This window comes from Paenibacillus sp. FSL K6-1330 (genome assembly GCF_037976825.1).
In the GTDB taxonomy this organism is placed as follows: Bacteria; Bacillota; Bacilli; order Paenibacillales; family Paenibacillaceae; genus Paenibacillus_AQ.
Map to the genome: position 1 here is coordinate 7,130,314 of NZ_CP150269.1, position 15,302 is coordinate 7,145,615.

The 15,302-nt window shown below is 47.6% G+C and carries 13 protein-coding genes; 6 read left to right on the forward strand and 7 right to left on the reverse strand.

Translation table 11 applies throughout. From position 1 onward, the window contains the following. Positions 1 to 58: 58 nt before the first annotated feature. From NYE54_RS32465 to NYE54_RS32475, 3 genes are all read right to left on the reverse strand, one after another. A complete protein-coding gene (locus NYE54_RS32465) occupies positions 59 to 529 on the reverse strand; it encodes a DUF3052 domain-containing protein (protein ID WP_339268772.1) in 471 nt (156 codons plus the stop codon). Between the two features lie 149 nt (positions 530 to 678). After that, entirely contained in the window at positions 679 to 1,740 is a 1,062-nt protein-coding gene (gene rlmN / locus NYE54_RS32470) for a 23S rRNA (adenine(2503)-C(2))-methyltransferase RlmN (RefSeq protein ID WP_339268774.1), read from the reverse strand. A 278-nt stretch (positions 1,741 to 2,018) separates the two neighbouring features. Next, the gene (locus NYE54_RS32475) at positions 2,019 to 2,978 is read right to left on the reverse strand and encodes a metallophosphoesterase family protein (RefSeq protein WP_339273733.1); all 960 of its coding nucleotides are present in this window, start codon (positions 2,976 to 2,978) and stop codon (positions 2,019 to 2,021) included. 191 nt (positions 2,979 to 3,169) lie between these two features. Here NYE54_RS32475 and NYE54_RS32480 point away from each other — a divergent pair, with 191 nt between their 5' ends. The 3 genes from NYE54_RS32480 (at position 3,170) to NYE54_RS32490 (ending at position 5,702) form a co-directional block, all read left to right on the forward strand. Continuing rightward, the gene (locus NYE54_RS32480; RefSeq protein WP_339268776.1) at positions 3,170 to 3,943 is read left to right on the forward strand and encodes a DeoR/GlpR family DNA-binding transcription regulator; all 774 of its coding nucleotides are present in this window, start codon (positions 3,170 to 3,172) and stop codon (positions 3,941 to 3,943) included. Further along, positions 3,943 to 4,794: a DMT family transporter gene (locus NYE54_RS32485; protein ID WP_076323788.1), complete on the forward strand. Its 852-nt coding sequence runs from the start codon at positions 3,943 to 3,945 to the stop codon at positions 4,792 to 4,794. The genes NYE54_RS32480 and NYE54_RS32485 overlap by 1 nt, the downstream gene beginning before the upstream one ends. Positions 4,795 to 4,898: 104 nt before the next feature. Further along, positions 4,899 to 5,702 carry an alkaline phosphatase family protein gene (locus NYE54_RS32490; RefSeq protein WP_339268778.1) on the forward strand — a complete coding sequence of 268 codons (804 nt, stop codon included), beginning with the start codon at positions 4,899 to 4,901 and terminating at the stop codon, positions 5,700 to 5,702. 83 nt (positions 5,703 to 5,785) lie between these two features. On the opposite strand, the gene NYE54_RS32495 is transcribed toward NYE54_RS32490, so the two are convergent. The 4 genes from NYE54_RS32495 to NYE54_RS32510 form a co-directional block, all read right to left on the reverse strand. Next, entirely contained in the window at positions 5,786 to 6,316 is a 531-nt protein-coding gene (locus tag NYE54_RS32495) for a cysteine hydrolase family protein (protein WP_076323786.1), read from the reverse strand. A gap of 200 nt (positions 6,317 to 6,516) precedes the next feature. Then, the gene (locus NYE54_RS32500; protein ID WP_339268780.1) at positions 6,517 to 7,470 is read right to left on the reverse strand and encodes an L-lactate dehydrogenase; all 954 of its coding nucleotides are present in this window, start codon (positions 7,468 to 7,470) and stop codon (positions 6,517 to 6,519) included. 8 nt (positions 7,471 to 7,478) lie between these two features. Then, complete coding sequence (locus NYE54_RS32505) at positions 7,479 to 9,032, reverse strand: lactate permease LctP family transporter (protein ID WP_339268782.1); 1,554 nt, start codon at positions 9,030 to 9,032, stop codon at positions 7,479 to 7,481. Between the two features lie 222 nt (positions 9,033 to 9,254). Continuing rightward, positions 9,255 to 9,734, reverse strand: coding sequence for a MarR family transcriptional regulator (locus NYE54_RS32510; protein WP_076323783.1), 480 nt, complete (start codon positions 9,732 to 9,734; stop codon positions 9,255 to 9,257). A gap of 355 nt (positions 9,735 to 10,089) precedes the next feature. Here NYE54_RS32510 and NYE54_RS32515 point away from each other — a divergent pair, with 355 nt between their 5' ends. The 3 genes from NYE54_RS32515 (at position 10,090) to NYE54_RS32525 (ending at position 15,302) form a co-directional block, all read left to right on the forward strand. Continuing rightward, positions 10,090 to 11,184: a GntR family transcriptional regulator gene (locus NYE54_RS32515; RefSeq protein WP_339268784.1), complete on the forward strand. Its 1,095-nt coding sequence runs from the start codon at positions 10,090 to 10,092 to the stop codon at positions 11,182 to 11,184. 34 nt (positions 11,185 to 11,218) lie between these two features. After that, positions 11,219 to 13,411 carry a GH92 family glycosyl hydrolase gene (locus NYE54_RS32520; RefSeq protein ID WP_339268786.1) on the forward strand — a complete coding sequence of 731 codons (2,193 nt, stop codon included), beginning with the start codon at positions 11,219 to 11,221 and terminating at the stop codon, positions 13,409 to 13,411. A gap of 223 nt (positions 13,412 to 13,634) precedes the next feature. Then, a complete protein-coding gene (locus NYE54_RS32525; protein WP_339268788.1) occupies positions 13,635 to 15,302 on the forward strand; it encodes a spore germination protein in 1,668 nt (555 codons plus the stop codon).

The following is a 15,302-nucleotide window of genomic DNA, read 5'->3' on the forward strand; positions in this document are numbered from 1 at the left end:
ATTTTTGGGCCGGGCAGCCAATATCAATATACCCGAGCTACCGTATGCAAGCCGACCTTCATTTATCGTCCTCTTGACCCGTCCGTTCTTTCCCCTTCGCGGTTGCTGCAAACGATCTGGTCATGGACTTGATCAACTCCACTTTACGGTAGCGCATGGCCGACCAATCCTCATCGATAGCGATTTGCCGAACAGGCTCATAGCCTTCGTCAGCAAGAATGCCCGTAATGCTCTCCCGGCTGCAATCGGAGTTCCTGTAGGTCTTGGATGATTTCTTGGGATAACACAGCCACAGCAGGCCGTTGTCAGTCACGGAGCTAGCTGCGATCTGGGCTAACCGCTGCAATTCCTCATTGCTTGTCCCGAAAGCTTGCACAAAATCGTAAGGTACTTGCTCAGGCTCCTTATGGACTTCCCCTTGCAGGGAATTGATGACCTCATGATAAGCCTGTGGCGCGTTTAGCATCAGAACCGGCTGGCCGAGGTCTTTGAATTGCAGCTTTTTGACGGTTGGATGTGTCTCCAGCATGTTTAAGTTTCATTCCTCTCGATTCGATTGTAATATAAAGCACTTCGGACACCTTATTAAGAAGAGCATACCCATATGAGTGGGTACGCCCTTTCAACTGGCCAATCCATATGGCGGAAAAATCCACCTGAGATTGCACGTTATTCTTGTTACTGCGCTTTCTTAATCTGCTTGCTTCGCAGCTGCCCGCAGGCCGCATCGATGTCGGTTCCATGCTCCAGGCGAACGCTGCAGCTAATGCCTTGTTTTTTTAAGGTATCATAAAAAGAGGTGATCGATTCTTTCGTGCTGCGCTGATACTGGCTGTGCTCATCTACCGGGTTGTACGGAATGAGGTTCACATTCGCCAGATTGCGTCGCTTGCCAACAAGCTCTGCCAGCTCGAGCGCATGCTCAGGCTGATCGTTTACATCCTTCAACAGAATGTACTCCAGCGTGATGCGACGATTCGTTTTTTCCAGATAATAATCAATCGCTGCCATCAGCTTCTCGATCGGAATCGCCTTGTTAATCTTCATAATGCGGGTCCGGATCTCGTCATTCGGCGCATGCAGGGAGATGGCCAGATTTACGCCCAGATCGCTGTCCGCGAACTCGATGATTTTGTTAGCCAGTCCGCTGGTCGATACCGTAATATGACGGGGACCGATGGCAAGCCCCTTATGTTCCTTGATCACGCGAATGAAATCCGACATGTTCTCATAATTATCAAACGGCTCCCCGATCCCCATCACTACGAGATGGCTGACCCGCTCGCTTTTGCCTTTTTGATCCAAGTGAAGCTGAACCTGCATGACCTGTTCCACAATTTCCGCTGCGGATAAATCTCGGCTTTTCTTCAGCAGACCGCTGGCGCAGAAGCTGCAGCCGATGTTGCAGCCGACCTGGGTGGTCACACAGACCGATAAACCGAATTTATGCCGCATCAATACAGTCTCAATCAGGTTGCCGTCCACCAGCTTGAACAGGAACTTAACCGTTCCGTCCAGAGATTCCTGCTTGGTATGCTCCTCCAAGGTCAGAATCGTATAATGCTCCGCAAGCAGTTGCAAGCACTCCGGATGCACATCCGTCATATCGGAAAAAGCGGTGACCCGCTTCCGATACAGCCACTCCCATACCTGTGTTGCCCGAAACTTTTTATGTCCACGCTCGCCAAGCCAAGCTGTCAACTGATCTAATGTTAATCCATAAATGGATGGTTTGTTCATTGATTGGTCCTCTTTCTATTCATAGTCCACTCCTTATTGTCCCAAAATTCCGAAGCGAACACAAGGGGAGTTATAGGCAATTCACGCTTCTTGTACGTAAATAGGATTGACATATCCAATAAATACCTTTAACACAAACCAAACACACCTCCCATGAAACCACCCGGATTATTTCCGTACATTTCATAAGAGGTGTGTTTTTACTATTGGTGTGTGTTCAAAAAGGTCGATTTTCAGCACCGAAGCTTATGCTTTTTTGAACAACCTCTATTGTCGTATTAGAGGGGCGCCCCGGGTTCATGCTTCTCCTGCTCCCGTATTTGCGAGCCGTCGCTCAGCGTAATCCAAGTGTCGAACTGCCGCTGTCCTTCATGCAGGCAAATAACCCTCGCACCACGGAGCATGCCTTCCCGGCCATATGTACCATAACCGGTAGCTCTGCCGTAACAGAGACGGATGCCGTGCAATTCCCCCCAGTAATCATTGATATGATCATGTCCGGCAAACGTGCCCATCACATCGCCCCGCTCCAGCATGGCCGCGAACAGACCGGTATTCACTTCGGGACAGCACACTCTCTCGAACTTGCTCCCGTAGCACGTTTTCCGCTCCCAGACTTCATGATACTCCGGTAGAGGGATATGGAAAAAAGCCAATGCGGGCAGCGGATTTCCTTGATGCTTGGCGCTGTAAGCCAAGGACGCCATCTCATACCAGCGGATCTGATCGCGCCGAATCCAATCGTACCCCGGAACAGCAGGATGTTCAGACTCTCTCCCTGAATCGAAGAAATACAGAACGGCCGCCGTGTCTTTCCCATGACTGTCGTACAACGGAATCGTATAATTACCAACGCCGTGAACTTCTGGCGAGCCATGCTCTGCACAGTTGTAGGTGTGCTGCAGAGCTGCATTCATAAGTTCTTCACGCGTGACATCCCCCTCCGTATCATGATTCCCGAATACGAAAGCCCAGCGGATTCCGCGTGACTCCACCGTCTTGACAACATCCTTGAAGGCCTGCACCGGATCCTGGCACTTTTTCCAGCCGGGATCGGCTTCTCCGGAATAAATGAGATCGCCCGTAAATACCACCAGATCCGGCTGCTCCAGGTCCAGTACCGTTTCCATACAGCGCCGGCTCATCTGATCCTCAGGTTCCCCATTCTTCCAATGAATATCTGTGAACTGCACAATCTTGAAGGTATGATCGTCTCCGAATCGAAGAGTTGGCTTCAACATAACCGTCTCCTTTACATGGACATGTGGTTTTTTAATGAATTCTTGTGGTTTTATGTGTATTTTAGTGGAGGTAACGACGAAAAGTCAATGATTTTTCGTTGACAATCTCGTTTTACCAGCCTAATATAAGATCGAATCCACATCTTCGGTCAACATCAGTCACATACAATATTGAGGTGAATGAATTTATGTCTGTAACCTATGAGGAACGCAGGGGGAAGATCTTAAATCAATTGGAGCTTGAGGGCAAGGTGAAAGTCCACGCCCTTGCGGAGCAGCTGGAGGTATCCGCAGAAACGATCCGAAGGGATTTGGATCGGTTAGAGAAGGAAGGCCAGCTGCGCAAAGTTTACGGCGGCGCCGTCAAATCCCGTTCCGGGCATATTGAGCCTTCCTTCACGAGTCGTTCCCAAACATGCGCAGAGGAAAAGGCCGCGATTGGTAGACTCGCAGCTTCCCTAATTAAGGAAGGGGAGACCGTTCTGCTCGATAACGGAACAACCACGATTGAAGTCATGCGTTATCTTAAGGACCGGTCTGATGTCACGGTCATCACCCACTCGCTGCCAGTCCTGAATCTGGCGATGGAGATTTTCCAGGGAAAGATTATTTATATCGGCGGGGATATGGACCGGACTAAACAGGCGGCAACAGGTCCTCTGACCGAAATGCTGCTGGAACAGTTCAAGGTCAATAAAGCGTTTATCTCGGCCGGCGGCATCTCATTAACCGATGGCATTACCGATTATGATCTGGATGAAGCCTACATATCACGAAAAATGCTGGAGCGTTCCGAGGAAGGCATCGTCCTTGCCGATCATACGAAACTCGGGGTAACCACGTTCTCGAAGCTCGCCAAACTGGAGGACATCTCCATGGTTATCACGGATCCAGGCTGTTCACAGGAATGGGTGGATAACCTGTCCGCTCGCAGCATTGAAGTCCTTATCGGACATTTCTGATGGAACTGCTATCACTGCTGCTGGTGCTGTCTTCCGGTTTAACCCATGCCCTTTGGAATCTGTTCACGAAGCGAAGCATTCATAAATCGGTGTTTCTGTGGTGCATCCATTCTGTCACCTTAATCCTCCTGATGCCTTCTTTTCTCATGGAGATGTCAGGGCTGAAGCTGGAACCGCACATTTACGGACTTATGCTTCTGTCCATGACCATTCAAGGCTTCTATATCACGCTGCTCTCCAAAGCCTATACTCATGGCGATATGTCCCAGGTATACCCGTTTATGCGAGGGCTTGGCGCTATGCTGACTTCGCTGTGCAGCCTCGTGTTGTTCCATGAGCATCTAAGCGCAGCGGGTTATATGGGCCTGAGTATCATCATCTTTTCGCTGTTTGCTTTATCGGGTTTGAGATTCAAAGGCCCTTCCAGCCTGAACCCCAAAGCCTTAAGCTATGCTTGCCTGGTCGGGCTTTGCATTTCAGGGTATACCCTGACCGACAAGGCCGTTCTGGATGCGGGGGTCTCCCCTATCGCGCTAATCCAGTTATCCAATATCAGTTATTTCATCGCTCTGATCGTTCCCGTGATGCTGTCAAGAGGGCTAAAACAGGAATGGTCGGTGAACTGGCGCACGATCCTGCTGGGCTCCATCCTGGCACCGGGATCTTACCTGCTGTTCCTGTTCGCCATGCGGCTCACCCCGCTTGCACACATCGCGCCGGTCCGTGAAATGAGCACGGTATTTGGCACCATACTCGGCATCATCGTTCTGCGTGAGCAGCAAGGCTGGCGGCGAATCATTACGTCCGTGCTCATCACGCTAGGTATCGTGACCATTGCCTTATGGGGGTAGCAATCGTCATCGCAAGTTAGCAATCCTTTACACATTTTGCATAATGTCTTATTCAACTTCAATGCTTAAAGATCAAATTGTTCTTACCGAGGAGGAGTTTATCGATGGCTAAACGTGTCGTTATTCTTGGAATTGATGGAGCAGGCAGGTTCGTTCAAGAAGCGGACGCACCGCATCTTCACGCCCTGCTGCAAGCAGGAGCATACTCGTACGATGCTCAGACCGTATTTCCCAGCATCAGTGCTGAGTGTTGGGGCTCGCTGTTATATGGCGTAGGACCGGACCAACATGGTCTTGATAATGACCGGGCAATTCACCAGCAAATTCCGGAGAGTTTCCCCTATGCTTCACTATTCAAGCTGGCCCGCCAGCAATGGCCGGATGCTCCTCTGTCTGCATTCAGCTGCTGGGAACCGATCAATACAGGAATCATTGAGAATACGATCAACGTTCATATGGAATCCAAACCGGACCCCGAGCTGACGGAAGCCATCGTCGATTATATTCATCAGAAGCCCAATTTCAAACTGATGTTCATTCAGTTGGATCACCCCGACGGTGCGGGCCACAAGTACGGATTCGGTACCGATAAGCAGCTGGAGCAGATTGCCGTTACGGATAAGTACGTAGACATGATTGTCAAGGCACTGGATGATCAGCAGCTGCTGGAAGACACCTGGATCATCACGGTCACGGATCACGGCGGCGGAGGCGCTCATCCTAATGACCACGGCAGTGATCACCCGATGGATATGACCATCACCTGGGGGATTACAGGTCCGGGCATTAAACCCGGCCTTCTCGATGCACCGATCAGCATCATGGACACGGCCGCCGTCATCGGTCATGTGCTGGGGCTGCACGCACCGGATTGCTGGGAAGGAAAGGTACCTGAAGGAATATTCTAATCCGGAAATTCGAGTTAGGGGGAAGCACGTTCCAATTGATGAATCACTTTCTCTTACCTATTCAATATGAAAAAAGCCGGCGATTACACGCCGGCTTCTGTCGTTAAGACGATCTCTTCTGTTGTTTTTAGGTCCGCAAACCATTTCAGGGTAGCGTTCACATGATCTATGATCTGCTGCGCGGTTAACACCGAATTGTTCCAGGTGCTGTGAGCATCTGATACCAGCGTGACATCATAGCCCAAACTGAATGCTCTCCTGCATGTGGTATCTACACATAACTCACTCTGCATACCCGCAAGAATGACATGTTGGACACCCTTTCGTTTCAGTTCTTCCTCAAGCGTTGTGTTATAGAATGAATCCGGTCTGGTCTTCTGAATGATCGTATCCGACATCGCAGGCGCAATCTCAGGGTTAACCTTCCACGCCTCCGACCCTGCCTTCAAACTTTCGTCATTATGTTGTATGTAAAAGACAGGAATGCCGCCGCTTCTAGCTATTGCGATCAGCTGCTTGAGATTGTGGAGCAATCGATCTCCTTCAAACACCGGATCATTCACTTGAAACATCTCATTCTGCACATCAATGACCAATAGCGCACTCTTCTTCAACTATAACACCCTCCTGTACGATCCATTTACTCCTCGACTTTATTATAGAACGAACGTTCCTGCTATGTATATGAGCATTTTGCAGTAACCTGAGTCCTTGATACACAAGGAGTTCCAAGCATAAAAAAGGACTTCACCCTAACTTAGAATAGAGGAAGTCACCGTGAAGCAGGACGGGGCCATCGTGGATAAAGAAATGCTCATTTATTAAGTCCATGGATAGTTTCTCTCATAACAGCTGCTGATTTTTCAAGCATCTGTCTTTCGGTTTCATTCAAATCAATTTCAATAACTTCCTTAATTCCAGTACGATTTACTACAGCAGGTGTACTTAAATACAAATCGCTTTGCCCATATTGTCCTTCCATCAAACATGACACCGGAAGAATACTATTTTCATCTGCGAATATTGCTTTAGTGATCCGTACCAAACACATACCAATGCCATAATAGGTAGCACCTTTTCGATCAATGATGTGGTACGCGGCATCTCGTGTATTTTCGAAAATACTCAGTAATGCAGCTTTATCTCCTGAGTTGTTACGTCTAGCCAATACTTTCTCTAAACCTTCAATCCCAATAGCTGCTTGAGACCAAACCGGAACTTCGCTATCTCCATGCTCCCCAATAATTGCAGCATGAACATTACGTGGATCGACTCCAAGATATTCACCCAACATGAAACGAAAGCGAGCACTATCCAAAGTCGTTCCTGATCCGATTACACGCTCTTTTGATAAACCACTCTCTTTCCAAGCAACATAAGTCATAATATCAACAGGGTTACTTGCAACTAAGATGATACCATTAAATCCGCTCGCCATAATATCTCTGGTAATACTTCGAATAATCTTCGCATTCTTACCAACCAACTCAAGACGTGTTTCATTTTTGTCCTTTTGGGGAGCACCTGCGGTAATAACCACGAGATCGGCTTTCTCGCAGGCGGCATACGTACCAGAAGTTACACGAGTAGTGGTTGAAGCAAATGCCATACCGTGTTGTAAATCCATTGCTTCACCTTCTGCTCGCTTTTCATTAATGTCAATTAGTGTTAACTCTTCAACAACACCTTGATTGATCAAGGCGTAGGCATAACTACAACCTACCGCTCCTGTACCCACTAATACCACTCGGCTAATTTTGTTCTTCATAAATCCTCCTAGTATAGTAATAGGTTTATTATCCCAATGGCAACAAGGAATATTAGACTTATTTTGATTGTAAATTTAAACAATAGATTTTCCTGTCCACTTAAACCTACTGATGCTGCCGCTACGGCTATCGATTGTGGGCTGATCATTTTAGCCATGTCGCCACCAATCACGTTGGCTGCAACCATTGACCCGGGATCAATTCCGATTTGGCTAGACGTTACGGCTTGAAGTGGTGCAAATAATGACCCACTGTTGACCACTGATCCAGTTAGGAATACACCTATCCAACCCAACACTGGAGAGAATAATGGAAATAACCCTCCAGTCGAAGCGAATGCTAACCCTAACGTAGACGACATTCCGGAATAATTACAAATATAAGCAAAGGCTAAAACACTGCATATCGTTATGATGGGGAATAGCAGTTCTTTAAAAGTATCTTTTATCGAACTTTTTACTGTTGACCATTTAATACGGTAAATCAAAATAGTCAACAATCCTGCTAGTACGATCGCGGTAACGGTTGAAGATAACAGATCCACGTTGAAAATCGCCGCATACGGACTAGGTTCGGTTGTTATTGGTGGATGCTTGATAATTTCGTTATGAACACCTTGGATTGGTATCTTTAACATGAGATCGTCAAATGTGACTTGTGAAAACAAAATTACAAATACGGTGAGCATGATGAATGGTAGCCATGCGACTGTAACTTGTCTAAAATCACTTTTGTATTTGGTTTTTTCACGCCACAAAGTAAATATCGTGAGAGCGATCAAACTCAAACTTGCAGCCAAAATATCAACGAGAACTGCACCAATCGTATTGAGTACTGCAAATTGTACTAAGGCGAAGGCTCCTCCACAAACAACGATCGATAACCAAGTCTCACGAATGCCTTTCATTCCATCAACCAGAAATACAACTAAGAATGCAACAATGAAGCTGACAATCGGAATAATATAAGATGTATAGCTTGCCACATCTAATGGAGATAAATCGGTCAATTGGGCCGGAGTAGTTACTGGTATGCCCATTGCACCGTATGACCCTCCTGCAATATTAGCAACTAAGCATATACCGGCGGCATTGATTGGTTTGAAACCCAATCCAACGAGGATTATCGCTGTTATTGCGACCGGGGCTCCAAACCCGGCAGCACCTTCTAAAAATGCCCCAAAGCAATAGGCAATCAGTAACACTTGGATGCGTTTGTCCGGAGTTATTGAGGTTATACTTTCTTTGATGATTTCAAATTTTCCGGTTTTAACCGTTAACTTATAAAGAAATATTGCAGCTAATACAATTGCTGCCACTGGCCAAACTCCTGTTAATGCCCCGTATATTCCAGTTCCCAATACTTTAGAAAAAGGCATTCCGTAAGCAACCATTGCAGTCAACGCCGCAATAACAACACTCCAAACTCCTGCTATGTAGCCTTTAACTTTGAATACTGACAAAACGATAACAAAAAATAATATGGGTATTGTAGCAACAATTGCCGATAACCAGATATTATTTAATGGGTCATAATGTTGGTTCCATTCCACTAAACACACCTCACCATATAGAAGCCGTACCCAAAGATTGAGTACGGCATTAGTATGATGGAGTCATATAGTTTTTATTCATCGGATGTCTACGGTCGTAGGCCTCCTGTAAAACTCTAAAAATTTACGTCCACCCACGCAAACAAAGGAATCCCTCTCTTAGGACTCCTTTTTCCTCTTCTTCAGCTCCCCATCGTAAAGCCGATAAAAAGCAGCCAAGGCAACTTTTAGCTACTCCTCCTCGACGATAACCCCCGGGGTTGCCGACTTTTTCTTTACATTATACTGATGAAGCTTCCTCATGGTCTTGTAAAGCTGCTGCAACTCCTGTTCATCCAGAATGTCGAACATAGAAGTTTGGAAATCTGACAGCAGCGGGATAATCTCTTCTAGTAGGGCCTGTCCCTTATCCGTTAGCGAGATATACTTTACCTTCCAATCCTGCTTGCGGACAATCAGGCCCAGCTTCTCCAGTCGTTTCACCATATGCGAAACACCGCCGCCGCTAATGGAAAGATATTCGGCCAGCTCCTGCTGTGATAAAGGTTGGTGTGCAAAGACCTGAATCAAAACGTCGAATTGGGCAACCGTGATGCAAAACGGCTGTAAGAACTCATTCGAGAGGTGGTTGCCAATCTGTTGAAAACGGGTAATCCGAATCCAAGACAGCATGGCTAATCGGTTCTCCTGATGAAATCCCAATTGTTTCATTGACTCCTACACCTCCCCTCCCTTAATCACAGTCAATTTATCACTCAAGTGAAAAACTGTCAAATCAACGCCCGCCGCCTCTTGAATATTTGATATATCAACTAGTAGTATTATTCGTTTATTATATATACCAATTAATTCTCTCCAATTTATCGGTGCTGAGAGCGCCTAATCTTGAAATATAAACGCGGAAACGATATTATGGACATAGAATCTTTGAACTACATGCACAATGAGCAGTGTATTCATTTAGTACATTCAAACATAACAACTGTAACTTTTTATCAAAAGTATCAATTAGACTTTGACATAAACGCCATAAAATGATATATCAAATTTAGGGAGGAGATCCGCTTTGGAACAAATTCCACTATACCAACATATCGTAAATGCTCTAACAGCCCAGATTGAATCCGGGGAGCTCCAGGCTGGAGATCAGCTACCGACCGAAGCTGAGATTTCGAAAGAATACAACGTCAGCCGGATCACCTCGAAGAGGGCACTGACCGAGCTGGAGAATGCCAAGCTGATCTACCGGATCCAAGGTAAGGGAAGTTTCGTGAGCACAGACAGGGCCCCACACAGGCCCCTGGGCAAGACGAACAAGGAGATTCTGCTGATTCTACCGTTCACTCATAACCCGGGGCTTGGAGATTATGAAAAAGGCATCAACGAATTTCTCGCAACGACCGACTATACCCTGAACATTCAGTCCAATACGATTGTCGGACAGCGGAAGCTGCTGGAGGCCGCGCTACAAAGCGCCAATTCGGGATTGATTCTCTACCCGATAAGCAGCATCTCGGATCTTGGCATTCTGTATCAGTATCACCTGGCAAAGTACCCGCTTGTGACGATGGATAAATGCATTGAAGGCATTCCATTTCAGTCCGTTGTCTCCGACAACTTCGACGGCGGATACCTGGCCTCCAAACATCTGATCGAGAATAATCATAAGAAAATCGCCTTTATCTCCTCCTTGAAGGTAGAGAACTCTTCCTCGATCCGAGAGCGGTATTTCGGTTATTTGAAGGCTCTGTATGATTACAGCCTGATCGATTACAGCGTCAGTGACTTGACCGACCGGTACTTGACCCACGACAACGACAACGGCAGAGAATACTATATTCAGTTTATCCAATCCGTTGTGACACAGGGAATTACGGGGATTGTTGCCGAGAATGACCTGATTGCGATCGAGATCATTCAGATTGCCAAAGAGCTGGGTCTGTCGGTACCGGAAGATTTCTCCATCGTGGGCTTTGACAACATTCATCTCGCAAGCTTCATTGAACCCAAGCTGACCACCATATTCCAGGACTTTGGACAGATGGGATATCAAGCTGCACAAAGCCTTATCACCCTGATCGAGAATTCCCTGGATCAACCGAATGAGAATGTCGTAGTTCCCGTTCGTCTCATTGAACGTCAGACCGTAAAGAAGCTGTAACACGCCTATTTCTAAAATCAAAGGAGACTTTTACATGCTAAACTATATCGATACAAGGCAAGGCACCAACAATCAGTACACTTATTCCAACGGGAATGCGCTCCCTTATACGGGTGTACCTTTCGGTATGAACCACTTTGTTGTCCAAACCAAAAATGAAGGAAGCTGGTTCTTCAACCCCAATGACCGCGTCTTCCAAGGCATACGCCTGACGCACCAGCCAAGTCCATGGATGGGCGACTTCGCCCACTTCCTGATGACGCCGATTGCGGACGACAAAATCAGAGGGTCCGTCTTCACCTGTCAAAGTTCCTACCGGCCCGAAGAAGCGATATTCAAGCCCCACTATCTCAAAGTGAAGCAGCAGCGTTATAACATCACCACGGAGCTGGTTCCCAGCACCTACGGTGCGGCAATGCGCATGAAATACAATTCCGGGCAGCAGGCAGGCTTTGTCCTAAACGTTAATAACATAAGCGAATTCCGACTGGATGCAGCCCAGCGCAGACTAACGGGCTATGTCAGCAACTTCGCAGGCTGTCACGATGACGGGTTCCGTATGTACGTAGCCATGAGCTTTAGCAAGGACATAGATCTCGCAACAACAGGTTATTACAAAGAGGAAGGCCAGTTCTTCCCTGAGATTGCTTTTGGCGGTGTCGACCAGCATGCCGTCATTCGTTTCAAAGACTGTGAAAGGGACGTGCTGGAGGTTAAACTGGCAACGTCGTTTATTAGCCTGGAGCAAGCAGAGCTTAACCTTGCGCGCGAGCTGAACACATCCCTGGATGAGCGGAAGGAATTGGCTGCGCAAGCTTGGAATCATTACCTGAACAAAATCCGGGTCACTCACCCGAACGAAGAATATATGCGGACCTTCTATACTTGTCTTTACCGCATGTTCCTGTTCCCGCAGAAGTTCTATGAGCTGGATGCCAACATGGAGCCGGTACATTACGATACAACGGCCCGATCCGTCAAGAAAGGGATTCTCTATACCAACAACGGCTTCTGGGATACTTACAGAACCGTATATCCGCTCTATTCCATCATCGCACCGAAAGAATATGAAGAAATGCTGGAAGGTTTCCTGAATTCCTACCGCGAAACCGGCTTCCTGCCGAAATGGCTGTCTCCCGATGAGCGCGGACTGATGCCAGGTACGCTTATTGATGCCGTCATTGCGGATGCCGCGGCTAAAGGATTGGCTCCGCACCTGATGCCGGAGCTGCTGGAAGCCATGCTGACTGCCGCTACCACGCAGAGCGGAAAGGACTGTTATGGACGTCAGGGAACGATGGACTACATACAGTACGGTTACGTGCCAAACACCTATCACGAGAGCGTGAACCACACGCTGGATTACGCATACAGCGACTACTGCATCAGCCGCGTGGCCGATGTCTTGGGCCGATCAGATGTAGCGGATCAATATAGACAGAGCGCGCTCAACTACAAAAATATCTTCGATACGGAAACCGGGTTCATGCGGGCAAAGGATCCGAACGGCCAGTTCCGACCGGATTTCAGTGATACGAGCTGGGGGCTCGATTATGCCGAAGGAAGCGCCTGGCAGACCAGCTTTGCAGTGTTCCAGGATTTCCAGGGTTTGATTGAGGAATACGGTTCGAAGGAACGATTTTTCGACAAAATCACCGAATTGTGTAACAAAGCACCGGACTTCGACGTGCGGGGCTACGGCTTTGAAATTCATGAGATGAGTGAGATGGCTGCCATCGACTATGGCCAGCTGGCCATTTCCAACCAGCCAAGCTTCCATATTCCTTATCTCTTCAACTATGTAGGGCAGCCGGCTTCTTCCCAGGTTGTCATTAAGCAGCTGATGTCGAACCTGTTCAACAGCGGCTTTAACGGCTTCCCGGGTGATGAGGACAATGGAAGCATGTCCGGATGGTATGTATTCAGCTCCATGGGCTTCTACCCGGTATGTCCAGGCAGCAATGAATACGTCCTCGGTATCCCGTTATTCGACAGCGTGAGCATTGAGCTGCCAAACGGGAAACAGATGTTGATTCATACAGACAACAATAATCCGCAGTCCAATTTCGTTGCGAACGTTCAATTAGAGGGACAGGATTACACCAAGCTGTACATTACGCATGAGGATATACTGGCAGGCAAGTCCCTCAATTTCCGTCTCGGACTGGCTCCAAGCTACCGTTCTTACAGCTCCGATGAGCTGCCGTTCTCGATATCGAAGAAGTAACTGTTACAGCTTTGCTCATATAAGTAAGGGGCATCCCATCAGGACAGCGGCCTGGGGATGCCCCTTTTTGTTATCCCGTTTTTCAGCAATTGATTATATAAGTTCAACGGGCAGGGTCTTCTTCCTGATATTGAAATAACAGGAATTTTCAAGATCACCTCGGGTAACAATACACTTGATTCACATTATGATCTATTGCTAAGAAATTGCGGGGTGATTTTCATTGTGGTCAGTCATTGTATCCTATATTCCGAAGTGGACGATTTGGGTTCAAGCTTTACTACTCGTACTGGTACCCATCCTCATGCTGGCATTAACCAATTGGTTTCGGAAATCTATTAATTCGAGTTACTCCCTCAAACCGAACAAGCCCTCTCCCCCCGAGAGGGAGGACAGTGTTTCGCCGCAGGCTCTCATGACAGGGCTTTACGATGCGGATTTAACATCCGTCCGTAAAGCAATCGGTAACAATGGGGACGTGGAATTCAGAGAATTTACGATCCGGGGAACGGGAACGCGGGCAGCCATCGTTTTTGTCGACGGATTGATGGACAACGATCTTATGGACACTCATCTCATAAGGCCCCTCATGTTGGTGGGAATTCCGGAAGCGGAGCAGGAACACTTCAATCGTTCAAGCGATACGATCAAAGCCTATATCAGCAGCCAGATGCTTCCTGTAAGCGAAATTAAACATACCGATAGATTATTGGAACTCGTACAATCTGTTCTTGCGGGCACAACCAGTTTATTGGTAGATGGAATGCAAGGCGCCTTCCTGGTTGGTTCTGCCAAGGGGAAGAGCCGAAATATAGAAGAACCTTTATCCGAAGCACTTCTTCGGGGCCCGCGTGTCGGGTTTACTGAGAGATTGGCAGACAATACAGGATTGCTGCGGCTTCACGGAAAAAACGAAAGCCTCCTGCTCACCAGATTTGAAGTTGGGAACCGTGTGAAAAAAGATCTGGTCATCGCCTATATGAAAGATATTGCCGACCCGAAGCTGGTCGATGAGGTCGTTACGCGAATTCAGAAAATCGAAATCGATGACCCTCTTGAATCGGGATACATCGAGCAGTTGATTGAGGAAAATGTCATGAGTCCTTTTCAGCAAGTGCAAAACACGGAAAGACCCGATAGGGTGATCGGGGCTTTACTCGAAGGGCGGGTAGCTATCCTGCTTGACGGCACACCGTATGCTCTAATCGTGCCTGTCACGTTCAGTATGCTGCTGCAGTCGCCGGAGGATTATTACGAGAGATGGATCTCGGGATCCTTTGTCCGCTTATTGCGTGTTCTCTCCGCCCTGCTGGCACTTCTGGCTCCGGCACTGTACATTTCGTTTATTTCGTTTCACCCCGGTCTAATTCCGACCAAGCTAGCGTTAACAATTATTGAATCCAGGCAAGGTGTGCCTTTTCCCTCGCTTATTGAAGCGCTCATCATGGAAGTTGCCATAGAAATATTACGGGAGGCCGGTATTAGATTACCTAAACCAATCGGACCTGCCATGGGTATCGTAGGCGGTCTGATTATTGGCGATGCTGCCGTAAATGCCGGAATTGTCAGTCCGTTTCTCGTTATTGTCGTGGCCGTGACCGCCATCTCTTCCTTCACGATCCCGGTCTACAGTGCCGGCATTACACTGCGCGTTCTCCGGTTTACCGCGATGTTCTTTGCCGCCGTACTTGGACTGTTTGGAGTCGTTATGTTTTTTCTGCTTCTCTGCAGTCATTTGGTCATACTGAAGAGCTTCGGCGTACCTTATGCAAGTCCAATGGTGCCTTACGGCATCAGTGACTTGAAGGACTTCCTCATTCGGTTCCCGCTGAAAGTGATGAAGAAAAGACCTCAAATGTTAAACCCGAAGGACCCTGACCGCAGAAATTAA